Annotated in this window: 23 protein-coding genes; 10 read left to right on the top strand and 13 right to left on the bottom strand. The window is 64.6% G+C overall.

All coding sequences use genetic code 11. The features are described from left to right. Nucleotides 1-36 precede the first annotated feature (36 nt). Nucleotides 37-354, bottom strand: a complete 318-nt coding sequence (gene sugE, locus RT424_RS05200) for a quaternary ammonium compound efflux SMR transporter SugE (RefSeq protein ID WP_313434988.1) — start codon at nucleotides 352-354, stop codon at nucleotides 37-39. Between the two features lie 260 nt (nucleotides 355-614). Between sugE and RT424_RS05195 the strand changes: the two genes are divergently transcribed. Next, nucleotides 615-851: a DUF2312 domain-containing protein gene (locus RT424_RS05195; protein WP_086492369.1), complete on the top strand. Its 237-nt coding sequence runs from the start codon at nucleotides 615-617 to the stop codon at nucleotides 849-851. 83 nt (nucleotides 852-934) lie between these two features. Here the strand turns inward: RT424_RS05195 and RT424_RS05190 are convergent, their stop codons facing one another. Then, nucleotides 935-1669 carry a type II CAAX prenyl endopeptidase Rce1 family protein gene (locus RT424_RS05190; RefSeq protein ID WP_313434985.1) on the bottom strand — a complete coding sequence of 245 codons (735 nt, stop codon included), beginning with the start codon at nucleotides 1667-1669 and terminating at the stop codon, nucleotides 935-937. Nucleotides 1670-1890: 221 nt separating this feature from the next. On the opposite strand from RT424_RS05190, the gene RT424_RS05185 reads away from it, so the two are divergent. From RT424_RS05185 to ruvA, 3 genes are all read left to right on the top strand, one after another. Continuing rightward, complete coding sequence (locus tag RT424_RS05185) at nucleotides 1891-2655, top strand: YebC/PmpR family DNA-binding transcriptional regulator (RefSeq protein WP_313434983.1); 765 nt, start codon at nucleotides 1891-1893, stop codon at nucleotides 2653-2655. 135 nt (nucleotides 2656-2790) lie between these two features. Then, the gene (gene ruvC / locus RT424_RS05180) at nucleotides 2791-3267 is read left to right on the top strand and encodes a crossover junction endodeoxyribonuclease RuvC (protein ID WP_313434981.1); all 477 of its coding nucleotides are present in this window, start codon (nucleotides 2791-2793) and stop codon (nucleotides 3265-3267) included. Nucleotides 3268-3349: 82 nt separating this feature from the next. Then, on the top strand, nucleotides 3350-3958 hold the full coding sequence (gene ruvA / locus RT424_RS05175; RefSeq protein WP_313434979.1) for a Holliday junction branch migration protein RuvA: 609 nt from the start codon (nucleotides 3350-3352) through the stop codon (nucleotides 3956-3958). Nucleotides 3959-3999: 41 nt separating this feature from the next. On the opposite strand, the gene RT424_RS05170 is transcribed toward ruvA, so the two are convergent. After that, nucleotides 4000-4335, bottom strand: coding sequence for a GIY-YIG nuclease family protein (locus tag RT424_RS05170; RefSeq protein WP_313434977.1), 336 nt, complete (start codon nucleotides 4333-4335; stop codon nucleotides 4000-4002). A 140-nt stretch (nucleotides 4336-4475) separates the two neighbouring features. Between RT424_RS05170 and ruvB the strand changes: the two genes are divergently transcribed. Together ruvB and RT424_RS05160 are read left to right on the top strand one after the other, a co-directional pair. Continuing rightward, nucleotides 4476-5510 (top strand): Holliday junction branch migration DNA helicase RuvB, encoded by a 1035-nt coding sequence (gene ruvB, locus RT424_RS05165; protein ID WP_313434975.1) that lies wholly within the window; start codon nucleotides 4476-4478, stop codon nucleotides 5508-5510. 256 nt (nucleotides 5511-5766) lie between these two features. Next, on the top strand, nucleotides 5767-6651 hold the full coding sequence (locus tag RT424_RS05160; protein ID WP_313434973.1) for a PEP-CTERM sorting domain-containing protein: 885 nt from the start codon (nucleotides 5767-5769) through the stop codon (nucleotides 6649-6651). Nucleotides 6652-6922: 271 nt separating this feature from the next. Here RT424_RS05160 and acnA read toward each other — a convergent pair whose 3' ends face one another. Both acnA and RT424_RS05150 read right to left on the bottom strand, forming a co-directional pair. Beyond that, entirely contained in the window at nucleotides 6923-9595 is a 2673-nt protein-coding gene (gene acnA / locus RT424_RS05155; protein ID WP_313434971.1) for an aconitate hydratase AcnA, read from the bottom strand. Between the two features lie 172 nt (nucleotides 9596-9767). Then, a complete protein-coding gene (locus RT424_RS05150) occupies nucleotides 9768-10667 on the bottom strand; it encodes a DMT family transporter (RefSeq protein WP_313434970.1) in 900 nt (299 codons plus the stop codon). Nucleotides 10668-10857: 190 nt separating this feature from the next. Between RT424_RS05150 and RT424_RS05145 the strand changes: the two genes are divergently transcribed. Together RT424_RS05145 and RT424_RS05140 are read left to right on the top strand one after the other, a co-directional pair. Further along, complete coding sequence (locus RT424_RS05145) at nucleotides 10858-12348, top strand: L,D-transpeptidase family protein (RefSeq protein WP_313434968.1); 1491 nt, start codon at nucleotides 10858-10860, stop codon at nucleotides 12346-12348. 173 nt (nucleotides 12349-12521) lie between these two features. Continuing rightward, nucleotides 12522-12815 (top strand): hypothetical protein, encoded by a 294-nt coding sequence (locus tag RT424_RS05140; protein ID WP_313434966.1) that lies wholly within the window; start codon nucleotides 12522-12524, stop codon nucleotides 12813-12815. 58 nt (nucleotides 12816-12873) lie between these two features. Here the strand turns inward: RT424_RS05140 and RT424_RS05135 are convergent, their stop codons facing one another. Both RT424_RS05135 and recQ read right to left on the bottom strand, forming a co-directional pair. Next, nucleotides 12874-13332, bottom strand: coding sequence for a YaiI/YqxD family protein (locus RT424_RS05135; protein ID WP_313434964.1), 459 nt, complete (start codon nucleotides 13330-13332; stop codon nucleotides 12874-12876). Between the two features lie 236 nt (nucleotides 13333-13568). After that, on the bottom strand, nucleotides 13569-15362 hold the full coding sequence (gene recQ, locus RT424_RS05130) for a DNA helicase RecQ (protein ID WP_313434962.1): 1794 nt from the start codon (nucleotides 15360-15362) through the stop codon (nucleotides 13569-13571). A 135-nt stretch (nucleotides 15363-15497) separates the two neighbouring features. Between recQ and RT424_RS05125 the strand changes: the two genes are divergently transcribed. Beyond that, nucleotides 15498-16352 carry an SDR family NAD(P)-dependent oxidoreductase gene (locus RT424_RS05125; protein WP_313434960.1) on the top strand — a complete coding sequence of 285 codons (855 nt, stop codon included), beginning with the start codon at nucleotides 15498-15500 and terminating at the stop codon, nucleotides 16350-16352. 18 nt (nucleotides 16353-16370) lie between these two features. Here the strand turns inward: RT424_RS05125 and metH are convergent, their stop codons facing one another. The 5 genes from metH to RT424_RS05100 all read right to left on the bottom strand — a co-directional run bounded on the left by metH (nucleotide 16371) and on the right by RT424_RS05100 (nucleotide 22655). After that, complete coding sequence (gene metH / locus RT424_RS05120; protein WP_313434958.1) at nucleotides 16371-19058, bottom strand: methionine synthase; 2688 nt, start codon at nucleotides 19056-19058, stop codon at nucleotides 16371-16373. A 20-nt stretch (nucleotides 19059-19078) separates the two neighbouring features. Then, on the bottom strand, nucleotides 19079-19609 hold the full coding sequence (locus tag RT424_RS05115; protein ID WP_313434956.1) for a GNAT family N-acetyltransferase: 531 nt from the start codon (nucleotides 19607-19609) through the stop codon (nucleotides 19079-19081). A gap of 4 nt (nucleotides 19610-19613) precedes the next feature. After that, complete coding sequence (locus tag RT424_RS05110; RefSeq protein WP_313434954.1) at nucleotides 19614-20660, bottom strand: homocysteine S-methyltransferase family protein; 1047 nt, start codon at nucleotides 20658-20660, stop codon at nucleotides 19614-19616. Between the two features lie 91 nt (nucleotides 20661-20751). Continuing rightward, entirely contained in the window at nucleotides 20752-21654 is a 903-nt protein-coding gene (gene metF, locus RT424_RS05105; protein ID WP_313434952.1) for a methylenetetrahydrofolate reductase [NAD(P)H], read from the bottom strand. Beyond that, a complete protein-coding gene (locus RT424_RS05100; protein WP_313434950.1) occupies nucleotides 21651-22655 on the bottom strand; it encodes a metalloregulator ArsR/SmtB family transcription factor in 1005 nt (334 codons plus the stop codon). Before RT424_RS05100 ends, metF begins: the two co-directional genes overlap by 4 nt. A gap of 168 nt (nucleotides 22656-22823) precedes the next feature. On the opposite strand from RT424_RS05100, the gene RT424_RS05095 reads away from it, so the two are divergent. Beyond that, complete coding sequence (locus tag RT424_RS05095) at nucleotides 22824-22997, top strand: hypothetical protein (RefSeq protein ID WP_021232409.1); 174 nt, start codon at nucleotides 22824-22826, stop codon at nucleotides 22995-22997. 177 nt (nucleotides 22998-23174) lie between these two features. On the opposite strand, the gene RT424_RS05090 is transcribed toward RT424_RS05095, so the two are convergent. Beyond that, nucleotides 23175-23417, bottom strand: coding sequence for a hypothetical protein (locus RT424_RS05090; RefSeq protein WP_313434948.1), 243 nt, complete (start codon nucleotides 23415-23417; stop codon nucleotides 23175-23177). Nucleotides 23418-23514: the final 97 nt, after the last annotated feature.

Genomic DNA, 23514 nt, shown 5'->3' with positions numbered 1-23514 from the left:
CCCCCTATGAAACTTGCGGGCTGAAACTCGTGGGTTTCAGGAACTCGCGAGTTTCATCAGGACCAGCCCGACCAGGATCAGGCCGGCCGCCGCAAGGCGCATGGCGCTGACCGATTCGCCCAGCATGACGATGCCGAAGATGAACGCACCCAGCGCGCCGATGCCGGTCCAGACCATGTAGGCCGTGCCCAGCGGCAGCACGCGCATCGACCAGGAAAGCAGGCCGAAGCTGACGAACATCGCGACGATCGTGATCACGCTGGGCCAGAGTCGGGTGAAGCCGTGCGACTGCTTCATGGCCGAAGCCCAGACGACTTCGAAAAGTCCAGCGATGACGAGAACGATCCAGGGCATTTACGGCAACCTTCTTCAACGGGTTGCCGGGCCGTCCCGGTCTTGAAGCTTCGCCGCCGGCCGATTCCGGCGGTGAAGGCGGGAACGTTGTCGCCGCGCGGGCGCGTCTTAGAATAACGGGGACGGAGAGGCAACTTCGTCACTTATTCCCTGTTTGCGCACAGGATTTCCACAGGCTACCGCTTTGCCCGAATCCGCGACTGCCGCTATCAGCGCGCGCCACACCGAATTCACACCAGATTTTTCCGGAGCATTACCCGATGGCCGAAACCACCGACGATCGCCTGCGCCTGCTGATCGAGCGCGTCGAGCGCCTCGAAGAGGAAAAGAAGGGCATCTCGGACGACATCCGCGACGTCTACAACGAAGCCAAGGCCGTCGGCTACGACGTCAAGATCATGCGCCAGATCGTCCGCATCCGTAAGATGAAGCCGGACGACCGCCGCGAAATGGACATGCTGCTCGACACCTACAAGACGGCGCTCGGCATCGACTGAGGGGACTGTCTGGAAATTCGCTGAAGGCGAATTTTGCGGCGGTGCCGTTCTAAAATGCCCTTCGGGCATTTTTCAAACTAATATCACCCGAGATGCACCAGCAGCATGGTCGCCGCATTGGCGCCGGCATGCTGGAGCATCGCGGCGGGCAAGCCGATACGCTGGCGGGTGAAGCCCAGCAGCAGTGCCGCCCAGAGCTGCGGCAATACCAGCGGCAGCGACAGCACCGAAATGCTCGGATAGTTCGACAGGTGCACCCCTGCGAAGATGAGCGCCGCGATCCAGAACACCGCGGGATAGGCCGCGACATACCAGCCTGGCGGCATCCGTCGCTTGCGCAATGCGATCCAGCCACCGATCGCGCCGACAAGCACGGCCAGCACCAATCCACTCAGCACCAATCCACTCAGCACCAGCGGCGCCATGGCCGCCGCCGAAGCGGTCAGGACCGCGAAAAGCACACCGCCGCCCAACAGCCACAGCGCACGGGGATAGCCGGTCTGCCAGCCGCGAAAGGCAATCTCCTCGGCCACCGGTGCGATCAGGATCGTGAACGGCAAAAGCCAGCCTGACGGCAGCTTCTCGAAGGCGTCCGGCGTCGGCAATTGCATGGCCTGTTGCCAGAACGTTATCAGCGGCAGCACCACCAGAAGCAGGCCGCCGACATGAAGCGCCTCCAGCATGCCCAGGGCCGCCCAGCCTTCGCGCGAGCGCAGTCCCACGGGCGCGAGGATGGCCGGACGTTTCAGATACTGCGGCAGCTCGCGCAGCACGCCGAGGGAATGACGCGGTGCGACAGGGTGGGTACGGGTAGCCATGAGCGCTTTCTAGGCCCGTTTCCTTTTCAAATCGTTTGGGCACTCTGCTGCCGCCACGCCTCACCTTGAGCAGGCTCTACGGGAACGGGCGGTTGCCCTTGGGTGCCGCCCTGTTGTAAGGCGCGCCCTGCGTCATTTGGCACATATCATTCACTGGACCTCATTGACCGGGCCTCGCGGAAATCCGCAGGCAGGCAGAAGAGCGAAGCAAGAGCGGACCCATGGCAGGCCATTCCAAATTCAAGAACATCATGCACCGCAAGGGCGCGCAGGATAAGAAGCGCTCGGCGCAGTTCAGCAAGCTCAGCCGCGAAATCACGGTCGCGGCGAAGATGGGCATGCCCGACCCGGACATGAACCCGCGCCTGCGCGCCGCCGTCAACGCGGCCAAGGCGCAGTCGATGCCCAAGGACAACATCCAGCGCGCGATCGACAAGGCCAGCAAGGGCGATGCCGAGAACTACGAGGAAGTGCGCTACGAAGGCTACGGCCCCGGCGGCGTTGCCCTCATCGTCGAGGCGCTGACCGACAACCGCAACCGCACCGCCACCAACGTGCGCACGGCCTTCTCCAAGAACGGCGGCAATCTCGGCGCGAGCGGCGCGGTTTCGCATGGTTTCGAGCGTCTCGGCCTGATCGAGTACCCCGGCAGCGCGGGTGACGAGGACAAGGTTCTCGAAGCCGCCATCGAAGCCGGCGCGCAGGATGTCGAAAGCGACATGGGCGATGGCGACGAGAATCCGGGCAGCCACCAGATCTGGGTACCGGTCGATTCCCTTCACGAAGTCGCCCGCGAACTGGAAAAGGTTCTCGGCGAGGCCGAGGGCGTGAAGCTGGCGTGGAAGCCCAATCTCTCCGTGGACGTCGACGCCGACACCGCCGGCACCCTGATGAAGCTGGTCGATACCCTCGAAGACGACGACGACGTCCAGACCGTCTGGGGGAACTACGAAATCTCCGACGAGGTCATGGAAAAGCTCGGCTGATTTGACCCATACCGGGCTGCGAATGGGCGTTTTCTGCGCTTCCGGTGCTCGCGTACTGAAGTACGCTGCGCTCCGGTTCTCGATAATGCCCATTCTCACTCCGATCTGGGCCAAATCTTCTGAGAGGCGGATAGCATGATCATCATCGGGCTCGATCCGGGCCTGACCTGCACGGGCTGGGGGATAGTCGCCAAGAGCGGCAGTCGCCTCAGCCACGTCGCCAACGGACAGATCCGCACCGATGCCAAGGCCGGTATGGCCGAGCGGCTGGTCGAGCTGGACGCAGCGCTCACCGACGTGATCCTCCACCATCGCCCCGATACCGGCGCGGTGGAGGAAGTCTTCGTCAACGTGAACCCGCAGTCCACGCTCAAGCTGGGCCAGGCACGGGGCGTCGCCATGCTGTCGATCGCGCGGGCGGGCCTGCCGGTGGCCGAATATTCCACCAAGGTCATCAAGAAGGCGCTGGTCGGCACCGGCGGGGCCGACAAGAAGCAGATCCAGCACATGCTCAAGGTGCTGCTGCCCGGCGTGAAGCTGGCGGGCGAGGATGCTTCGGACGCGCTGGCGGTCGCCATCACCCATGCGAACATGCTCGGCAGCCATCGCTGATCCGATTGCGCAGCCCGCGCATCAACAGCCATGGCTTGACGGGGCTGGCGCGGGGCGAATGTTCCTGCCATAGGAACAAACCATGATCGCCAAGCTTACAGGTCTGCTCGACGACACCGGCCCCGACTGGGCAATCATCGACGTGAACGGCGTCGGTTATCTCGTCCATTGTTCGGCGCGCACGCTCGACCATCTCGGCATCCGGGGGGACAAGGTCGTCGTCCACACCGAGATGCAGGTTTCCGAAACCGATCAGCGCCTCATCGGCTTCACCAGCGGGGCGGAACGCAACTGGTTCCGCCTGCTGACGGCGGTACAGGGCGTCGGTTCGAAAGTGGCGCTGGCGATCCTCTCGGCGCTGACCACCGAGGAATTGCAACGCGCCTGTGCGGGCGGCGACAGCGCCATGGTCGCGCGCGCCAACGGCGTCGGGCCGAAACTGGCGAGCCGCATCGTCAACGAGTTGAAGGACAAGGCCGGCGGCATGCCCACCGCGCCGGGAGCACCCGGCCTCGGCGCCGTTTCCGCACCGGCCGGGTTCTCCAGCGCCGATGCGGTTTCCGCCCTCCAGAACCTCGGCTTCAAGCCCGCGATCGCCAGCATGGCGGTCGGCAAGGCGGTGGAGGAACTGGGCGAGGATGCAGGGCTGAACGACCTCGTCCGCGTGGCACTGAAAAAGGCTGCCGGGTGATCAGGCCGCTTAACCAAACACCACGTCATCCTGAACTCGTTTCAGGATCCATCCCGCGGTTTGCCCGGAACCCTCGCCGGCAAGCCAAACTTTACCGCCAGATCCCGCCACTCCGGGTTTTCGGCATTGATAAGGCTGATCTTCCACTGACGATGCCAGCGCTTCAGCTGCTTCTCCCGCAAGATAGCGCGCTCCATGTCGCCGAACAGCTCGAAATGGACAAGGCGGTGGACGGCGTATCGCGCCGTGAAGCCGGGAAGAATGTCGTTCCGGTGCTGCCACAACCGACGGAGAAGGTTCGAAGTCACGCCGATGTAGAGCGTGCCGTAGTGCCCGCTCGCAAGGATGTAGACGCAAGGCTGGCGTTCGTCCCGCATAGGGCGGGGTGTGCGGCCCGATGGATGCTGAAACAAGTTCAGCATGACGGAGTTGCCAAGATTTCATCCACGACACACCCAATTCAGCATCGTCATCCTGAACTTGTTTCAGGATCCATTTCTCGACAGACGCCGAGGCTATGACCGACAACCCGATCCTCACGCCCACGCGCCAGCCCGAGGACGCCGACGCGGCGCTGCGGCCGAAAACGCTCGCCGAATTCGTCGGGCAGGCGGCGGCGAAGGACAATCTTCGCGTCTTCATCGAAAGCGCCAAGTCGCGGCGCGAGGCGATGGATCATACGCTGTTCTTCGGTCCGCCGGGCCTCGGCAAGACGACGCTGGCGCAGATCGTCGCGCGCGAACTGGGCGTGGGCTTCCGCGCCACGTCCGGGCCGGTCATCGCCAAGGCGGGCGACCTTGCCGCGCTGCTGACCAATCTCGAACACGGCGACGTGCTGTTCATCGACGAGATCCACCGCCTCAATCCGGTGGTCGAGGAAGTGCTCTACCCGGCGATGGAAGACCGCGCGCTAGACCTGATCATCGGGGAGGGCCCCTCGGCGCGATCGGTGCGCATCGACCTGCCGCCCTTCACGCTGGTCGGCGCGACGACCCGTCAGGGCCTGCTGCAAACGCCGCTGCGCGACCGCTTCGGCATCCCGGTGCGGCTGCAGTTCTACACCGTGGATGAACTGGAAAAGGTCGTCACGCGCGGCGCGGGTCTGCTGGGCATCGGCATGGACAAAGGTGGGGCGACTGAAATCGCCCGCCGTGCGCGTGGGACTCCGCGCGTCGCGGGCCGGCTGATGCGCCGGGTGCGCGATTTCGCCCATGTCGCGGGCAGCGATGTCATCACCCACGAGATCGCGGATGATGCCCTGACGCGGCTGGAAGTCGATTCCATCGGCCTCGATGCGCAGGACCGCCGTTACCTCAAGATGATCGCGGGAATCTACAAGGGCGGCCCGGTCGGCGTCGAAACGCTGGCGGCCGGCTTGTCCGAGCCGCGCGATACCATCGAAGAGGTGATCGAGCCCTACCTGATCCAGCTCGGGCTGATCGCGCGGACCGCGCGGGGGCGTTGCCTCAACGATCATGGGTGGCAGCATCTCGGCATGACTCCACCCAACGGCGGTCCCCAGGGCGGCCTTTTCGATTCGGATGGAGACTGATCGGGCAGCGTTTTTCGCGCAATAAACTGTCGGGCGCGTTTACAGATGGGCGGTGCGACAGTCCCGCTTCGGCACAGCTTCGCGGTTGTCTCCGAAAACTAACGCATTTTCTGCGTCGGCACTGTCGAATCTCGGTAAATGCCATTGTTCCGTTAGCCGCTCTCTGCGTTTGTTCAGTTCAAGTCGGTTCCGATTTTTCCCGATGGAGTTCATCTCCGAGGGTGCGGGGTCGAACAGAACGAAGAGAGAGACGATCATGTCGGTTCGGATGGCCCTCGCTAAATTGTCTGCCTGCGCAGCGGGCTGCGCCATCATCGGTGGCGGTGCGGTGCATGTCGCCGAGACGCAGAGCAAGAAGGTCGAATACCGCAAGGTCAAGCAGGCCAAGACCGCCAAGCCGGTGCGCCCTGCCAAGCGGCTGGTGCGCAAGGATCCGCCGCGCGAGATAAGCCGCGCGCGCCGTATCATCGATCGTCCGGACATGCCGCAAACGGCCTATGTCCCGTTGCCACCCGCTTATGTCCCGCCTGCGCCCGCCCCGGTCTATGCCGGCGGCGGAGGCGGCGCGCCGGCGGTGATCGGCGGTGGCGGCGGCGGTTTCGGTGGCTTCGGGGGGGGCTTCTTCGGAGGGTTCTTCGGTGGCGGTGGGTCTGGCGGCGGCAATGTCATCATCTCGTCCACCTCCAGCGGCGGTTCCACATCCAGTTCCTCCTCGACCGGCGGTCTGACGACGACCGGCGGATCGACTTCGACGTCCAGCTCGACGGGCGGCCTCACCACCACCACTACGGGGGGATCGACTTCGACCTCCAGTTCCACGGGCGGCCTGACCACGACGACGACCACCGGCGGGATCACCTCGACCACCACCTCTTCCAGTTCGGGCGATGTCTCGACCAGCACCAGTACGTCGAGTTCCTCGTCCACCTCGTCCTCGACCTCTTCGAGCACGTCGTCATCGAGTTCGACGTCTTCCTCCACCTCCGGTTCGTCCTCGACGTCGACTTCGTCCGGCGGCGACAATCCGCCGCCTCCGCCGCCGCCGACCGACGTTCCCGCGCCGCCGATGCTCATCCTGTTCGGTGCCGCCGCCGCTGCGGTGATCGGCCGCCAGCGTCTGGCCCGCAAGAAGTCTGCCTGAGGGGGCGCAACCAGCCAGGAGCCGCGCATGGCGGCCGGGCTGGAGAAGGGGTGAGCGTCGGGGGGCGCTCACCCCTTTTTCGTGCTCCGCTCATGATTTGGCTCGCAAACCGGCGTCGTCCTGAACTTGGTTCAGGATGACGAGGGATATCAGGGTCGCGAGGGATAGATGGTTTGGGGGCGCGCGCGTCCGGCAGCTTCGCCCAACGAAAAACCCCGCCCCGCGCGAACGCGGGACGGGGTTTTTTCTCAGCCTTGCGGCTGGCTGCGTTTTAGGCGGCCAGCTTGCGCAGCACGTACTGCAGGATGCCGCCGTTGTTGAAGTATTCCACTTCGTTGGCGGTATCGATGCGGCAGAGCGCGGTGAAGGTGAAGGTCGAACCGTCGGGACGGGTAACTTCGACTTCCACGTCCTGGCGCGGCTTCAGGCTGGCGACGCCCTTGATCGTAAAGGCGTCGTCGCCGGTCAGGCCGAGCGACTGGCGGCTGTCGCCATCCTTGAACTGAAGCGGAAGCACGCCCATGCCGACCAGGTTCGAGCGGTGGATACGCTCGAAGCTCTCGACGATCACGGCGCGGACGCCCAGCAGGTTGGTGCCCTTGGCTGCCCAGTCGCGCGACGAACCGGTGCCGTACTCCTTGCCGGCCACGACCACCATCGGCGTGCCCTGCTCCTTGTACTTCTGCGCGACGTCGTAGACCGGCAGAATCTCTTCACCGAAGCGGCTCATGCCGCCTTCGATGCCGGGGACCATTTCGTTGCGGATGCGGATGTTGGCGAAGGTGCCGCGCATCATCACTTCGTGGTGGCCACGGCGCGAGCCGTAGGAGTTGAAGTCCGCCTTGGCGACCTGGTGCTCCATCAGCCACTGGCCCGCCGGGCTGTCGGCCTTGATCGAACCGGCCGGCGAGATGTGGTCGGTGGTGATCGAATCGCCGAGGATCAGCAGGGGCTTGGCCTCGATGATGTCGTTCACCGGCGCCGGGGTCATTTCCATGCCCTCGAAGTACGGCGGGTTGGCGACATAGGTCGAACCGGCGCGCCACGAGTAGGTGTCCGAACCGACGACGTTGATCGCCTGCCAGTGCTTGTCGCCCTTGTAGACGTCTGCATAGCGGGCCTGGAACATGCCGCGGTCGACGCAGGCGTTCATCGTGGTGCTGACTTCGAGGTTGGTCGGCCAGATGTCCTTGAGGAACACGTCCACACCGTCCTTGCTGACGCCGATCGGGGTGGTGGTGAAGTCTTCCACCACAGTGCCCTTGAGAGCGTAGGCGACGACCAGCGGCGGCGAGGCCAGGAAGTTGGCGCGCACGTCGGGCGAGACGCGGCCTTCGAAGTTGCGGTTGCCCGAGATCACGGCGCTGGCGACCAGGCCGTTCTCGTTGATCGCCTTCGAGATCGGCTCCGCGAGCGGGCCCGAGTTGCCGATGCAGGTGGTGCAGCCGTAGCCGACGAGGTTGAAGCCGATGTTGTCGAGGTGCGACTGGAGACCGGCCTTTTCGAGGTAGTCGGTGACGACCTGCGAACCCGGCGCCAGCGAGGTCTTGACCCAGGGCTTGGGCTTCAGGCCCAGTTCGTCTGCCTTCTTGGCGACGAGACCGGCGGCAACCAGAACGCCCGGGTTCGAGGTGTTGGTGCAGCTGGTGATGGCGGCGATCATGACGTCGCCGTCACCGATGTCGAAGTCCTTGCCTTCCACGGGAACGCGGGCGGCGGTCTTCTTGTAGGTTTCGGCCATGTCCTTGTTGAACACGTCGTCCACGTCCGGCAGCGCGACCCAGTCCTGCGGACGCTTCGGGCCGGCGAGCGACGGCACGACGGTCGACATGTCGAGTTCGAGGGTCGAGGAGAAGATCGGGTCGGCAGCGGCCGGGTCGATCCAGAAGCCCTGTTCCTTGGCATAGGCTTCGACGAGAGCGATCTGCTCTTCCTCGCGGCCGGTGAGGCGCAAGTAGTCGATGGTCTTGTCGTCGATGCCGAAGAAGCCGCAAGTGGCGCCGTATTCCGGGGCCATGTTGGCCAGCGTCGCGCGGTCGGCAAGGCTCAGCGAGGCGAGGCCGGGGCCGAAGTATTCGACGAAGCGGCCGACCACGCCGTGCTTGCGCAGCATGGCGGTGCAGGTGAGCACGAGGTCAGTGGCGGTCACGCCTTCCTTCAGTTCGCCGGTCAGCTTGAAGCCGACGACTTCGGGGATGAGCATCGAGACCGGCTGGCCGAGCATCGCGGCTTCCGCCTCGATGCCGCCGACGCCCCAGCCCAGCACGCCCAGGCCGTTGACCATCGTGGTGTGGCTGTCGGTGCCGACGCAAGTGTCGGGATAGGCGACCAGTTCACCGTTCTGGTCGTTGCTGGACCATACCGTCTTGGCGATGTTCTCCAGGTTGACCTGGTGGCAGATGCCGGTGCCCGGGGGAACGGCATAGAAGTTGTCGAGCGACTTCGAGCCCCACTTGAGGAAGTCGTAGCGCTCCATGTTGCGCTGGTATTCGATTTCCACGTTCTCTTCGAACGCCTTGGGGTGGCCGAATTCGTCGACCATGACCGAGTGGTCGATCACCAGGTTCACGGGGACCAGCGGGTTGATCTTGCTGGTGTCGCCGCCCAGGGTGGCGATGGCATCGCGCATGGCGGCAAGGTCGACCACGCAGGGAACGCCGGTGAAGTCCTGAAGCAGAACGCGGGCCGGGCGGTACTGGATTTCGTCACCCGTGACCGGGTTCTTCTGCCAGTCGGCAATCGCCTGGATGTCCTTGGTGGCGACGGTGAAGCCGCCGTCCTCGAAGCGCAGCAGGTTCTCGAGAAGGACTTTCATCGAGAACGGAAGGCGCGAAACGTCGCCGATCTTTTCGGCGGCCTTCTTGAGGGAGTAGTAGGCGATCTGCTTGCCGCCGACTGTCATGGTGCTGCGGGTGCCGAGCGTGTCCTGTCCGACCTGGGTCATTTGGGTATTATCCCCTTCTGTATGGAGCGTGCCACGGTAGAAGCGCAGCTATTCCGAAACCCACTAGCCCAGGTTGCGGAAATCATCGCCGTGCTGCATCGCGACAAGCGGATTCTTCGGCCCCGCCGATGCGCGCTCGCGGCCTTAAGGTCAAGGGGGCGCGGCGTGGTGACTAGGACTCCACTTTTGCGTTTCTTGCACCTATCCAGCAGCCGATAACGATCGTTATCGCACCGGCAACAGTCGGGAGATCGAGCCGTTCCCCGAACATGAGCCAGCCCAACAGCGCGGCCCAGAGAAAGCCGGTATACTCGATCGGCAGCAGCACTTGCGTCTCGGCGCGGGCATAGCCCCAGGACAGGAACAGCAGCGCGAAGGTCGCCAGCGCCGCTCCGGCCAGGATCAGCAGGAGGCTGTGAGGATCCGGCATTACCGCCAGCCACGGCGCGAAGATAAGAAAAATCAACGAAACCAGAAGGTTCTGGAACTGCGCGATCTCCACGGGGCCAGCAAGCAGCGCCTGCTTGCGCTGGAGGACAAGGTTCATTGCGTAGAACCCGGCCGAAAGCAGCACAGCCATCGTTCCCTCGATCGCCTGGTCCGAGTAAGTGCCCAAGCCGAACCGTCCCAGGGCGATTACCATCACGCCGGCAATGCCGAGAAGCGAAGCGAGGATACTTTTGGGGCGGATCGTTTCGCCCAGGACCAGCGCCGCGAAATAGAGCGCGATGATCGGAGAAACGAAGGAAATCGCGATTCCCTCGGCCATTGGAATTCGTACGAGGCCATAGAAAAAGAGTGCAGCCATCGCCGATGTGATCGCTGCGCGCAGGACATGGACCTTCAGCACGGGGCGCGAAGGCATCGGCCGACCGACCATGAGCCAGAGCGGCAACGTGAGGAACGTGCCGAAAAGATTGCGCAAAAGCAGCGCCGTATAGACGCCCACCGCGATCGAGGCGCCCTTGATCATGGCATCCATGGCGCTGAAGGTGGCGATACCTGCCACGACCGCTAGCACCGGCAGAACGGACCCGTGATCTCGGGAATCGGGGTTTGCGGCTGTGCTCATCGCGTTGCGGCTGTTGCGGCCCGAGCGCTCGCGTGCAAGCGGCAATGCACGCAATTCATCGCAGCGACAGGCGAAATCCTTGAAGAAAGGATTATATGGGGGCAAAGCGGGATACCAATCGCAGCCGATTTTTCGCGGCTGCGTTTCCTCCCACATCACTCCAGCATACCAAGGGCGGGTTCAGATCAAGATGGCGAGTTTGAAGAGCATCGGTTGCAGCGTGCTGGCGGTCGTGGCGGCGACGGGTCTTGTCGCGCAACCTGCCCTGGCCCAGAAATCAGACGCGAAGAGCGAAGCGGCGAAGAAGGATGCGGGCAAGAAGAAGACCGTCTCTTCGCCCACGTCGATCCTGCCGACTTCGCAACCGACCGCGACGCCGACCCCTTCGGCCAAGGCCTCCTCGAAGCCGAAAAGCCAGCAGGCCGTTCAGCCCGTGGTCGCGCCGGTTGCCGTGCCGACCGCAATCCCCACGGTTTCGCAACCCATGGTGCAGGATACGATCCTGGCCGAGCCGGTCATGGCCTGGTCGCTGGCCGATGCGAAGGCGCTGCTCTCCACCGTCGAATATATCGGCAAGGAAGGCCTGATCCCCGCCGACTACCAGCCTTCGGCCCTGCGCGCCGCCATCGCCAAGGGCGAGGGCGACGAACTCGATGCGCTGGCAAGCCGCGTGTTCGGCTGGCTGATCGAGGATCTTCGCGACGGCCGCACGCCGATGACCGCGCGCGTCCAGTGGTTCGCCGTCGATCCCGACCAGGATCTCATGCCCACCGCGCAGATCATGGCTCAGGCGCTTTCCGAGCACGACGTGGCCGGCGTGGTCGCCAAGCTGGCGCCAACCAATCCCGACTATGCCGCGCTCAAGGCTGACCTTAACGCCACGCCCATGGCCAACAAGACGCGCCGCGCGCTGATCCAGGCCAACATGGATCGCTGGCGCTGGCTCGCGCGCGACCTGGGCGACGTCTACCTCATGACCAACGTTCCGGAGTTCCAGCTGCGCCTGGTGGTCAAGAACAAGATCATCCGCAGCTACAAGACCGTGGTCGGCAAGCCCGGCCGCACGGCGACGCCGCAGTTGGCCGAGACGGTGAGCGCGGTCGTGTTCAACCCCACCTGGACGGTGCCGCAGTCGATCGTGAAGGGCGAAGGCCTCGGCGCGAAAGTGCTGAACAACCCCGGCTGGGCGCGCTCGGCCGGTTACAAGGGCACCAAGAACGGCGACGGCACCATCACCGTCGTCCAGCAGCCGGGCCCGAACAACTCGCTCGGCCTGATGAAGATCGACATGCCCAACCCGCACGCGATCTATTTCCACGACACGCCCGCCAAGCAGTATTTCAACTCGGAAGTGCGCGCGTTCAGCCATGGCTGCATCCGCACCGAGCGCGCCGTGGAGCTGGGCATGACCATGGCGATCCTGGGCGCGCAGAAGTCGGCCACCGAGGCGGCCGAAATCTCGCGCTCCGGCAAATATACCAAGGTCGAGATGACCCGGACTTTCCCGGCCTACCTGACCTATTTCACCTACGCCCGCTCGATCGACGGCCAGCTCAAGCCGTTCACCGATCTTTATGCCCGCGACAAGCCGGTGCTCGACAGCTTCGCTGCCGCGCGCCAGCTCAAGACCACCCAGCGCGCGAGCGAGGAAGAGATCATCAAGCTCGACAATCCGCTCTGATGCATTTTACGTCCCCCGGTTAACGCGAGAGCGATAGCCGGGGGCTTGCCTCTAACCCGCCCGGTGGCCACCTAGAGCGGATCGACATTCAGCCCATGCGGGCCTGCGAAGCGGCTCCACCTGGCCTAAATGTCGATCGGCTCTAGTTTGCAGGAATGGTCGGGAGACGAAGGATGAGCGAGCAGACCACCGGCAGCGATGCCCGGATCGAGGAAGCCACCGCGCGCATCGTCGAACTGGAAGCCGAACTGGAAGCTTCCGGCACCACCACCCGCAAAGCCGCCGAACTGGCGCGGGCCAAGGCGCTGCTGCATTATTGGGTGGAAAGCGTCGTTGCAGTGGTGGCGACGCCGGGCGTGGGCCGCGCCGTCCTGATCCACGAAAACGGCACGGAATCCCGCATCGCCTCGCCCGACCTGCCGTTCCGGTTGGCCATCCCGGTTTCTTTCGAACCTCGCGAAGTTTAGAGCATTTTCTAATCAGATGGAATCATCTGATGACTCGGAAAATGCGTCAAAACAAAATCTAAGCTGGAAACCGGCGCCGCAATTGCACCAGCGTCTGATCCAGGCTGGAGAGGTAGCGCGAGCGGTCCGTCTTGCTGAAAGGCGGCGGTCCACCCACTACGTCGCCACCAGCCCTGAGGTCGGCCATGATCGCGCGCGTGGCGATGGCGCCGCCGATGGATGCCGTGGTGAACGGCTTGCCGTTGGGCGCCATCACGTCCGCACCAAGCTTGAGGCAGCGGTCCGCCAGCAGAATGTCGGCCGTGATCACCACGGTGCCGGGCGCGGTGTTCTCCACGATCCAGTCATCGGCGGCATCGAAAGCGTCGCTCACCAGCTTGCGCGAAATCAGCGGCGACTGCGGCACGCGGATCGGGCTGTTGCTGACTACTACGACCGGCACCTTGTAGCGCGCGGCGACTTTGTAGGTTTCGTCCTTCACCGAGCAGGCGTCGGCATCGATCAATATGCGGATCATGCGGCCTCTTAACGCCTTCGTGGGCGGATGGCGAATGGCTGTAACGGCCATGGCTTGAAAATGACGATGGTTTGAAAAGATCGTCGTCCCGGACTTGATCCGGGACCGCTGGCTGAGCCGCGCCCAACTCTGGGCAGGGCAATCCGCTTGCCAGAGGCGTGTCATCGCAAGGGGGCGCCTAAAGATTTGACAGCGGTCCCGGATCAAGTCCGGGACGACGGCCAAACCGGGTTGGTTCAAAACTGCCGCAGCACTCCGAGAAACGCCTCGCCATAGGCTTCCAGCTTGCGAGCACCGATGCCGCCGATCTCTCCCAGTTCCGCCAACGACGAGGGACGCGCGGCGGCCATTTCGCGCAAGGTGGCGTCGTGGAACACCACATAGGGCGGTACTCCGGCCTCTTGCGCCAGATCGCGGCGCAGGGTGCGCAGGGCGTCGAACAGCGGATCGCCCACCGGATTCGCGCCGCCGTCCGCCGCACTGCGGCCGCCGCGCCGCTTCTTCTCGCGCTTGGGCGGAACGACGATCAGGACGGACGCCTCGCCCTTCAGGATCTCACGCGCATCGCCGCCCAGCGACAACCCGCCGTGTTCGGTTGGCAGCAGGCTGCCCCGCGCCTGAAGCGCGCGGGCCAGGGGCTTGAGCAACGGTTGCTCGTCAGCTGTGAGAATGCCGAAGACCGAAAGCTGGTCATGCCCGCGCTGGAGCACGCGATCGTCGCTGGCGCCGGTCAGCACTTTTTCCAGATGGCCCAGGCCGTAGCTCTGGCCGGTGCGATAGACCGCCGAGAGCAGCTTGCGAGCCAGTTCGGAAACATCGATCACGCCCGCCGGTTCGAGGCAATTGTCGCAATTGCCGCAAGTCTGCGCGGGCGTCTCTCCGAAATGGCGGAGGAGCACGGCGCGGCGGCATTCGGCGGTTTCGACAAGCCCGGCCAGGGCATCGAGGCGCTGGCGTTCGCTTTGCAGGCGGTGCGGCTCGATCTCCGAGAGGCGCTGGCGGGCGCGGGCAAAATCGTCGGCGCCCCAGAACATCACCGCCACGGAGGGATCGCCGTCTCGTCCGGCGCGGCCGGTTTCCTGGTAATAGGCCTCGATCGACTTGGGGATGCCCGCGTGGGCGACGAAGCGCACGTCCGGCTTGTCGATACCCATGCCGAAGGCGACCGTGGCCACCATGACCATGTCTTCCGAGGCGACGAAAGCCGCCTGGTTGCGGGCGCGCACTTCGGGATCGAGCCCGGCATGATAGGGCAGCACGCGGCGGCCGGTGGCCGAGGCAAGCGTTTCCGCCAGTTGCTCGACGCGGGCGCGGGTGGGCGCGTAGACGATGCCGGGGCCGGGGTTCTCGTCCATCACCGCCTTCAGCTGCCGCATCGCATTGTCGCGCGGGCGGATGGTGTAGCGGATGTTGGGGCGGTCGAACCCGGCGACGATCAGGCCTTCATCGGGGATGCCGAGCTGGGCGAGGATGTCTGTGCGGGTGTGATGGTCTGCCGTGGCCGTCAGCGCGAGGCGCGGGACTTCGGGGAAGGCTTCGAGCAGCGGCCTCAGTAGCCGGTAGTCGGGACGGAAATCGTGGCCCCATTCGGAGACGCAGTGCGCCTCGTCGATCGCGAAGAGGGCGACGCGCGACTGTTCCAGCAGTTCGCGGAAATGCGGTTGGCTGGCGCGTTCCGGGGCAATGTAGAGCAAGTCCAGCTCGCCCGCCCGGAACCGGTCCATGGTGAGGCCGCGATCGGCATCGGCGCTGGTCAGGGTGGCGGCGCGAATGCCGTTGGCGGTGGCAGAGCGCAGCTGGTCGTGCATCAGCGCGATTAGCGGGGAGACGACGACGCAGGTCCCTTCCAGCATCACCGCCGGAAGCTGGTAGGTCAGCGACTTGCCCGCGCCGGTGGGCATGACGGCCAGGGTGGAGCGACCCGAAAGCGCACGGGTGACGACCTGTTCCTGTACGCCGCGAAAGGCGTTGAACCCGAAGGTGGCGTGGAGCGCTTCGTGCGCGTCAGGCAGGAGGTCGGCGGAATGCACGGGAGCGCTTATGGCAGAGCGATGACCGGTCTGAAAACCGCCGAACCGATGATTTCCTCCGTTTCCGCCGCAATACCTTGCGATTCGATCGCGCGAGTAGTCGAAATGGTGCCAACGAGATTAGAGGAGAGAGATATGGCAGGTCGCGTGGCGGTCGTGACGGGGGCAAGCTCGGGAATCGGACTGGAGACGGCGCGGGCTCTGGCCGGGCAGGGGTTCCGGGTGATCGGTGTGGGCCGCGATCCGGGGCGCTGCGCAAAGGCGGAGGCCGACCTGGCCGCGAGCGGAACGCCGGTCGAGATGCTGCGCGCCGATCTTTCGCTGCTGGCCGAGGCCGACCGGCTGGGGCAGGAGATCGCGGGGAAGGTCGATCGGATCGACGTACTTGTGAACAATGCCGGCGGCATGGCGCGCGAGCAGGTGATGACGCCAGAGGGCCTGGAGGCGAACTATGTCGCCAATTTCCTTGCGCCTTTCGTGTTGACCGCGCGGTTGCTGCCGTTGCTGCGCAAGGCCGCGAAGCAGGCACCCGAAGGCAGCGTCAGGATCGTCAACACGGCATCCGACGGGAGCGAGATGATCCCCGGCATAAACCTTGCCGACTTGCAGAACCTCGCCAACTGGAATCCCGGCGCGGCCTATTGCAGCGGGAAGCTGGCCAATGTGCTTCACGCAAGGGCGCTGGCGCCGCGTCTGGCGGCGGACGGCATCGTCGCCCATTCCGTGCATCCCGGTACGGTCGGCAGCAATTTCTTCGCGCACACGCCCGATAGCGTGCAGGCGGCCTATGGCGACGCGCCGAAACTCACCACGGCGCAAGGCGCGGATACGGTGATCTGGCTCGCCACGGCAGATGAGCCGGGCCGGTCCAGCGGCGGCTACTGGTTCGAACGCGCGCTGCGAAAGCCCAATCCTCTGGTGGAGGATGAGGCTTTCGTCGAGGCGTTTTGGCAGGCTGCGGAAACGCTGGCGGGGCGTCCGGGCACCTGAGGTGTCAGGAAAGCTCCATTAGTCGAGGTTCGGGCGCAGCCAGCGCTCGGCCACGGCAACATCCACGTCGCGCCGCTCGGCATAGTCTTCCAGCTGGTCGCGGCCGATGCGGGCGACGCCGAAATATTGGCTTTCCGGGTGGCCGAAGTAGAAGCCCGAGACGGCGGCCGTGGGCAGCATGGCCTGGCTTTCGGTCAGGGTGATCCCGGCGTTGTCCTGGGCCTTGAGCAGGTCGAACAGGATCGGCTTCAGCGAGTGATCCGGGCAGGCCGGATAGCCGGGCGCCGGTCGGATGCCGCGATATTCCTCGCGGATCAGCGCTTCGTTGGTGAACTGTTCGTCCGGCGCATAGCCCCAGAGCGTGGTGCGGACGTGGCCATGCAGACGCTCGGCGAAAGCTTCGGCAAAGCGGTCGGCTAGGGCCTTGAGCAGGATGTCCGAGTAATCGTCATGCGCGGCCTGGAAGCGTTCGAGGTGCGGTTCGATCCCGTGGATGCCGACCGCAAAGCCGCCCAGCCAGTCGCCCGCCGGATCGACGAAGTCGGAGAGGCAGTAGTTGGCGCGGCCGCGGCTCTTCTTGAACTGCTGGCGCAGGAACGGCAGGCGCACGAAGTCCGGGCCTTCGTGGACGCCCTGCTGGATGGCGTCGTAGATGACCTGCGGATCCATGGCGCCGGTGCCGAGGATCACGTCGTCGCCCTTGGTCGCGGCCGGCCAGAACGCGCAGACGCCCTTGGCGGTGAGCCACTTTTCCTCGACGATCCTGGCGAGCATCGCCTTGGCATCGGCGAACAGGCTGCGCGCGCTTTCGCCCACCACTTCATCGTCGAGGATGGCGGGGTAGGTACCTGCGAGTTCCCAGGCGCGGAAGAACGGCGTCCAGTCGAAAGTCTCGACCAGTTCGGTGAGATCCCATTCCTCGAAAACATGGAGGCCCGGCTTGAGCGGTGCGCCGGGCTTCTGCGAAAAGTCGGCGCCGAAGCTGTTGGTACGGGCAGCGGCAATCGAGAGCAGTTCGCTCTGCCCCTTGCCTTCGCGGGCGACGCGGACCTTCTCGTATTCGTCGGCCACCGAGGCGACGAAGGGTTCGGCCTGGGTGTCGGACAGCAGTTGCGAGGCGACGCCGACCGCGCGGCTGGCGTCCAGCACATGGACGACCGGACTCTTGTAGGCCGGGTCGATGCGCAGGGCGGTGTGGACCTTGGAGGTGGTGGCGCCGCCGATCAGCAGCGGAATGTTCATTTCCGCGCGCTGCATTTCTTCGGCCACGGTCACCATCTCGTCCAGCGAGGGGGTGATGAGCCCGGAGAGACCGATGATGTCGGCTTCGTTCTCGTTGGCCGATTCGAGGATCTTCGACCAGGGTACCATGACGCCGAGGTCGATCACTTCGTAGCCGTTGCACTGGAGCACGACGCCGACGATGTTCTTGCCGATGTCATGCACGTCACCCTTGACGGTGGCCATGACGATGCGGCCTTTCGCCTTGGTCTTGGCGTCCTTTTCCGCTTCGATGAAGGGGATGAGGTGGGCCACGGCCTTCTTCATGACGCGCGCGGACTTCACGACCTGCGGCAGGAACATCTTGCCCGAGCCGAACAGGTCGCCGACGACGTTCATGCCGCCCATCAGCGGGCCTTCGATGACCTCGATGGGCCGACCGCCGCGTGCGGCGATCGCGGCGCGGGCTTCCTCGGTATCCTCGACCACATAGGCATCGATGCCGCGCACCAGCGCATGTTCGATGCGCTTCACCACGTCCCAGCCGCGCCATTCCTCGGCGGCCTTTTCAGCGACGGTGTCCTTGCCCTTGTAGCTTTCGGCCAGTTCGATCAGGCGTTCGGTGGAGGTCTTGCCGTCTTCGCCCACGCCGGGGCGGCGCATCATGATGACGTCTTCGCAGGCTTCGCGCAGGGCGGGGTCGATCTGGTCGTAGACGTCGAGCTGGCCGGCATTGACTATCGCCATGTCGAGCCCGGCGGGGATCGCGTGGTAGAGGAAGACGGAGTGCATGGCGCGGCGCACCGTCTCGTTGCCGCGGAACGAGAACGAAAGGTTGGAAAGGCCGCCCGAGAAGTGGACGTGCGGGCAGGCCTTGCGGATCTCGACGACCGCCTCGATGAAGTCGAGCCCGTAGCGGTCATGCTCCTCGATGCCGGTGGCGACCGCGAAGACGTTGGGGTCGAAAATGATGTCCTCGGGTGGGAAACCGATGCCGGTCAGCAGGTTGTAGGCGCGGGTGCAGATCTCGATCTTGCGCTCGCGGGTGTCGGCCTGGCCGGTTTCGTCGAAAGCCATGACGACCACGGCGGCGCCGTATTCCATGCATTTGCGGGCCTGGGCCAGGAACGGCTCGACGCCTTCCTTCATCGAGATCGAGTTGACGATCGGCTTGCCCGACACGCACTTGAGCCCGGCCTCGATCACCTCCCACTTGGAGCTGTCGATCATCACCGGCACGCGGGCGATGTCCGGCTCGGCCGTGATCAGCTTGAGATAGGTCGTCATTGCGTGGACCGCGTCGAGCAGGCCCTCGTCCATGTTGACGTCGATCACCTGCGCGCCGTTTTCCACCTGCTGGCGGGCCACTTCGATGGCGGCGGGATAGTCACCGGCCATGACCAGTTTCTTGAACCGGGCGGAGCCGGTGACGTTGGTGCGCTCGCCGATGTTGACGAAACGGGCGCCGGAATGAATCGAGGTCATGGTCTGTCGTTCTCGTTAAGTCAGTTCGCGAGGCTCAGGGCGAGCACGTAATCGTCGTAGGTCTTGCCGCCGACGTCGAAAGTCCGGGTGCCGATCGTCTGGAAGCCGTGCTTGGCGTAGAAGGCGAGGGCGCGGTGGTTGTCGTTCTTCACGCCCAGCAGCAGCCGCTTGTGGCCTAGGGCTGTCGTCGCTTCGCGCACGATGCGCATCATGGCGCCCGCGATCATCGATCCTTGGAAGCGCGAGAACAGATAGATGCGCTTCAGTTCGAGATCGCCGTCCCGTGCGGCTTCCAGTTCGGGTGCGCAGATCAGCGCATAACCCACCGGGGCATGGCCCGGCTCGACTTCGGCCAGCCACGCCTTCGCACCCTGGGCCAGGTACTTGCGGTAGTTCTCGGCAGTGTGTTGCCTGCGGCAATGCGCCACGATTCCCGCACCGTCCACGAAGCCCGCGAAGCTTTCGAGGAACGTCGCGGAAGCCACCAGCGCAAGCGCTTCGGCATCGTCGGCCGTGGCCGGGCGGATGCGCCAGATGGGAAATTCGGTCATCGGCTCAGCCCACCATGGTGAAGGGTTCGAGCCCGGCCAGCCGCGTGACCGGCGTCAGTTCCGGCAATTTGCGCGGCGACAGGCCGGCGACCTTCTGCGCCATGGCGGCGATGTGGTCCGGGGTGGAGCCGCAGCAGCCGCCCAGCACGTTGACTTGTCCCGCGACCGCCCATTCGCCCACGAAGCCCGCCGTGGTTTCCGGCATCTCGTCATAGGCGCCCAGTTCGTTGGGCAGGCCAGCGTTCGGGTAGATCATGATCAGCGTGTCCGCGAGTTCGGACAGGGTCTTCACATGGGGGCGCAACTGGGTGGCGCCGAACGAGCAGTTGAGCCCGATCGTCACCGGCTTCGCGTGCCGCACCGCGTGCCAGAACGCCTCGACCGTGTGGCCCGAGAGGTTGCGGCCCGAGAGGTCGGTCAGAGTCATCGACATCATGATCGGCACTTCGCGGCCCAGTTCGGCCTCGAGGTGGCGCACCGCCATGATTCCGGCCTTGGCATTGAGCGTGTCGAACACCGTCTCGATCAGGATGAAGTCCGCGCCGCCTTCGACGAGGGCGGCCGCCTGCTCCTTGTAGACGTCCACCAGGTCGTCCCATTCGATCTCGCGGTAACCGGGGTCGTTGACGTCGGGGCTGAGCGACAGCGTCTTGTTGGTCGGTCCGATCGCGCCGGCCACGAAGCGGGGGCGCCCGTCCTTGGCCTGGTACTCGTCGGCGAGACGGCGGGCGAGTTTCGCCGATTCGATGTTGATCTCGCGCACGAGATGCTCGGCGCCGTAGTCGGCCTGGCTGATGCGGTTGGCGGAGAATGTGTTGGTTTCGGCAATGTCGGCACCGGCCTCGAAATAGGCGCGGTGAATCGATTCGGGCACTTCGGGCTTGGTCAGAGCCAGGATGTCATTGTTGCCCTTCTGGTCGTGGGAAAGGCCCAGGTTGCCGGCATAGTCCGCTTCGCTGAGCTTCCAGCGCTGGATTTCGGTGCCGAAAGCACCGTCCGTGATGAGGATGCGCTTGGCCGCTTCGGCGAGGAACTGTTCTCTGGCACTCATGGTCTTCATCCTTGATCGCCCGGTCCGGGCTCGGTCCTGCCGAACCGTTCGCGCGCGCCTTGCTGCACGAACGGTTCGGAGACAAGTCTGCTCAGGCGCCTGCTTTGGGGCGCAGGCCCAGAAGCTGGCAAATCGCATAGGCCTGCTCGGCGCGGTTGAGCGTGTAGAAGTGGAAATCGCGCACGCCGCCCTGGTACAGCCGGCGGCACAAGTCCGCGGCGGCGACGGCGGCCACCAGCGCGCGCGGGCCGGGGCGCTCATCGAGACCGTCGAACATTTTTTCCAGCCAGCCCGGAATTTCAGTGTTGCCGGACATCCGGCGAATCGCGGCGAAACTGGTCACCGGCATGATGCCCGGCAGGATCGGCGCGGTGATTCCGGCCGCCAGCACTTTGTCGAGAAAGTGGAAATAGGCGTCGGTCGAGAAAAAGAACTGCGTGATCGCGCGATTCGCACCGGAGTCGAGCTTGCGCTTCAAGTTGTCGAGATCGGCATCGGCGCTTGCCGCTTCGGGATGGATTTCGGGATAGGCAGCCACCGAGATATCGAAATCATGGCGGGCCTTCAGTCCGGCCACGAGATCGGCGGCGCCGGTATAGCCTTCGGGGTGCGGGATGAAGACGCCGCCCTGTGCCGGTGGCGGATCGCCACGCAGCGCCACGATATGGCGCACGCCCGCTTCCCAATACTGGTCGGCGATCTCGGCGATCTCGTCCTTGCTGGCACCGACGCAAGTCAGGTGGGCGGCGGGAACCAGCGCGGTTTCGCGCACCAGCCGTGAAACCGTGGAATGCGTCCGCTCGCGAGTCGAACCACCTGCGCCATAGGTCACCGAAACGAAGCTGGGCGCCAGCGGGGCAAGCTGGGTGATCGCGTCCCAGAGCTGTTCCTCCATCTTCTCCGTCTTGGGCGGGAAGAATTCGAAGGAGACGGAAATATCGCCCGGCAGGTCCTCGAAAAGCGGGGCCGAGACCGGTCGTGGAGCAGGAGTCATGAGAGTTCGGTCTTTCTGTCTTGAATCTCGGAAATAGCGTCGGGTTCGGCCGATGGCAGGCGGTGCGCCGTCCAGATTTTCACCGTCAGCGGATCGCCGGGCAGTATGGTCGGCAATTCCGGCGCGAATCCGGCTTCGGCCAGCAAGGCCTCCATCTGCTCGTCGGAAAAGCCGAGGCGGGCGTGGGCGTGGCGCTCGCGCAGATCCTCGCGATCGTGCGCGGCAAGATCCACCACGGCCACGCGTCCGCCCGCGCCGGTGACGCGCGCGGCCTCCGCCAGGACGATGCCGGGATCCTGCGCATAATGCAGGACCTGGTGGAACAGTACCGTGTCGAAGCTGCCGGCGGGGAAGGGCAGAGCGGTGAAGTCTCCCTGTACGAGCGAAATCTTGTCCGCCGGCAGAGTTTGCAGCCGGGCGCGGGCGATCCGCAACATGTCCGGGCTCTTGTCCAGCGCGGTGACGTGATCGGCGGTTTCGGCAAGGAGTTCGGCCATGCGTCCGGTGCCCGTGCCAACATCGAGTAGCGCGCCCAGCCCCTCGCGGCCGAAAGCGGCAAGCAGGGCCGCTTCCACGGGGCCGTCGGCGCCATGAAGCAGGCGCAGCGTATCCCATTCCGCAGCATGCACGGCGAAATAGGCTTGGGCGCTGGCTTCCCGCGCATCGCGAATCGCGGCCAGCTGGCGTCGATCCTCGGAGCAGCGCGCGGAAAACGCCGGATCGTCCCGTTCGGCAATGGTCAGGAGCTGGGCGGCCGCGGCGCCCATCGGCGGCTCGCTCTTTTCCTTCACGGCCGTGCGAAGGAAGACCCAGCTACCTTCTTTGCGGCGCTGCGCGAGGCCCGCGTCGCACAGGATCTTGACGTGCCGGGAGACGCGCGGCTGGCTCTGGCCGAGCACCTGCGCAAGTTCTCCGACCGCCAGTTCCATATGCGCGAGCAGGCGCATGATACGCAGCCGCGTCGGCTCGGAAAGAGCCCTCAGAAGGGGGTCGATTTTCATGCGATGGCATATAAAGATATCTTTATATGTGTGCAAGCCCTAGGATTTCTGCGGATTTCCGGCCTGTTACTTCCTATTTGCGTTGCACCATTGTCTCGTCTAAAGAATGGCACCGCAGGCTTGCCTGCAAGCGTTGGCCTATGCGCCAAACAATGCAAGGGGATTCGCATGAAGAAGATTGCTTTTGCCGCGTTCGCGTCGGCTGCCGCTCTGTCGCTCGCTGCTTGCGGTGGCGAAAAGCCCACCGAAGCTGCTACCGAGTCGGTTGAGACCCTGCCCGAGGAAACTCTGGCTGCTACCACCGAAGCGGCTACCGAAGAAGCCACCGCGGCTGCCGAGTAATCGGTTCGGGGGCTGCGCACCGACCCGTTCGGTTTGCCGGCCCCCAGATGCTTTCCGCCCTTCGGGGATCACGGAAAGTCCGTCCGAGACGGAAAAAGCCCTCCCCTCCGGGAGGGTTTTTTATTGCGCGCCTTATTCTGCGCGACAGGGTGACGGGTCATCTGTCGCGGCCTTGTGTCAGGGACACGGTGAGAACTGACCCTTCTTCGGGCCGGACGCATAGCGACACTTGCCGTCCTTCCCTTTGACCACGCTGTTGGTGACCTTCGCAGTCGTCACCTTGGTGGTCGTCTTCTTCGTGACCACGGTCTTGCAGGGTATAGGCTTGCCCTTGCTGTCACGGCAGGAATCCGCCGCGATGGAAGGGGTGGCTGCCAATATCCCGCCCATGGCGGCAATGGCGATAAATTTGCGAATCATGATCGCTCTCCCTTTCGCACCCTCTCGATACCGCCTCTATCTTCTGACTGCGCTGGATGAGGTTTCGCTTCGATGAACCTCGAAACCGCCATTCTGC

Source organism: Novosphingobium sp. (assembly GCF_032093395.1).
GTDB lineage: Bacteria > Pseudomonadota > Alphaproteobacteria > Sphingomonadales > Sphingomonadaceae > Novosphingobium.
Note: the sequence above shows the minus strand (reverse complement) of the source record. Positions and strands in the feature narration are given on the sequence as shown.

What these genes read in the sequence shown, in the direction of transcription:
- sugE (WP_313434988.1), bottom strand. Translation starts at nt 354, where the DNA reads ATGCCCTGGATCGTTCTCGTCATCGCTGGACTTTTCGAAGTCGTCTGG.
- RT424_RS05195 (WP_086492369.1), top strand. Translation starts at nt 615, where the DNA reads ATGGCCGAAACCACCGACGATCGCCTGCGCCTGCTGATCGAGCGCGTC.
- RT424_RS05190 (WP_313434985.1), bottom strand. Translation starts at nt 1,669, where the DNA reads ATGGCTACCCGTACCCACCCTGTCGCACCGCGTCATTCCCTCGGCGTG.
- RT424_RS05185 (WP_313434983.1), top strand. Translation starts at nt 1,891, where the DNA reads ATGGCAGGCCATTCCAAATTCAAGAACATCATGCACCGCAAGGGCGCG.
- ruvC (WP_313434981.1), top strand. Translation starts at nt 2,791, where the DNA reads ATGATCATCATCGGGCTCGATCCGGGCCTGACCTGCACGGGCTGGGGG.
- ruvA (WP_313434979.1), top strand. Translation starts at nt 3,350, where the DNA reads ATGATCGCCAAGCTTACAGGTCTGCTCGACGACACCGGCCCCGACTGG.
- RT424_RS05170 (WP_313434977.1), bottom strand. Translation starts at nt 4,335, where the DNA reads ATGCGGGACGAACGCCAGCCTTGCGTCTACATCCTTGCGAGCGGGCAC.
- ruvB (WP_313434975.1), top strand. Translation starts at nt 4,476, where the DNA reads ATGACCGACAACCCGATCCTCACGCCCACGCGCCAGCCCGAGGACGCC.
- RT424_RS05160 (WP_313434973.1), top strand. Translation starts at nt 5,767, where the DNA reads ATGTCGGTTCGGATGGCCCTCGCTAAATTGTCTGCCTGCGCAGCGGGC.
- acnA (WP_313434971.1), bottom strand. Translation starts at nt 9,595, where the DNA reads ATGACCCAGGTCGGACAGGACACGCTCGGCACCCGCAGCACCATGACA.
- RT424_RS05150 (WP_313434970.1), bottom strand. Translation starts at nt 10,667, where the DNA reads ATGAGCACAGCCGCAAACCCCGATTCCCGAGATCACGGGTCCGTTCTG.
- RT424_RS05145 (WP_313434968.1), top strand. Translation starts at nt 10,858, where the DNA reads ATGGCGAGTTTGAAGAGCATCGGTTGCAGCGTGCTGGCGGTCGTGGCG.
- RT424_RS05140 (WP_313434966.1), top strand. Translation starts at nt 12,522, where the DNA reads ATGAGCGAGCAGACCACCGGCAGCGATGCCCGGATCGAGGAAGCCACC.
- RT424_RS05135 (WP_313434964.1), bottom strand. Translation starts at nt 13,332, where the DNA reads ATGATCCGCATATTGATCGATGCCGACGCCTGCTCGGTGAAGGACGAA.
- RT424_RS05125 (WP_313434960.1), top strand. Translation starts at nt 15,498, where the DNA reads ATGGCAGGTCGCGTGGCGGTCGTGACGGGGGCAAGCTCGGGAATCGGA.
- metH (WP_313434958.1), bottom strand. Translation starts at nt 19,058, where the DNA reads ATGACCTCGATTCATTCCGGCGCCCGTTTCGTCAACATCGGCGAGCGC.
- RT424_RS05115 (WP_313434956.1), bottom strand. Translation starts at nt 19,609, where the DNA reads ATGACCGAATTTCCCATCTGGCGCATCCGCCCGGCCACGGCCGACGAT.
- RT424_RS05110 (WP_313434954.1), bottom strand. Translation starts at nt 20,660, where the DNA reads ATGAGTGCCAGAGAACAGTTCCTCGCCGAAGCGGCCAAGCGCATCCTC.
- metF (WP_313434952.1), bottom strand. Translation starts at nt 21,654, where the DNA reads ATGACTCCTGCTCCACGACCGGTCTCGGCCCCGCTTTTCGAGGACCTG.
- RT424_RS05100 (WP_313434950.1), bottom strand. Translation starts at nt 22,655, where the DNA reads ATGAAAATCGACCCCCTTCTGAGGGCTCTTTCCGAGCCGACGCGGCTG.
- RT424_RS05095 (WP_021232409.1), top strand. Translation starts at nt 22,824, where the DNA reads ATGAAGAAGATTGCTTTTGCCGCGTTCGCGTCGGCTGCCGCTCTGTCG.
- RT424_RS05090 (WP_313434948.1), bottom strand. Translation starts at nt 23,417, where the DNA reads ATGATTCGCAAATTTATCGCCATTGCCGCCATGGGCGGGATATTGGCA.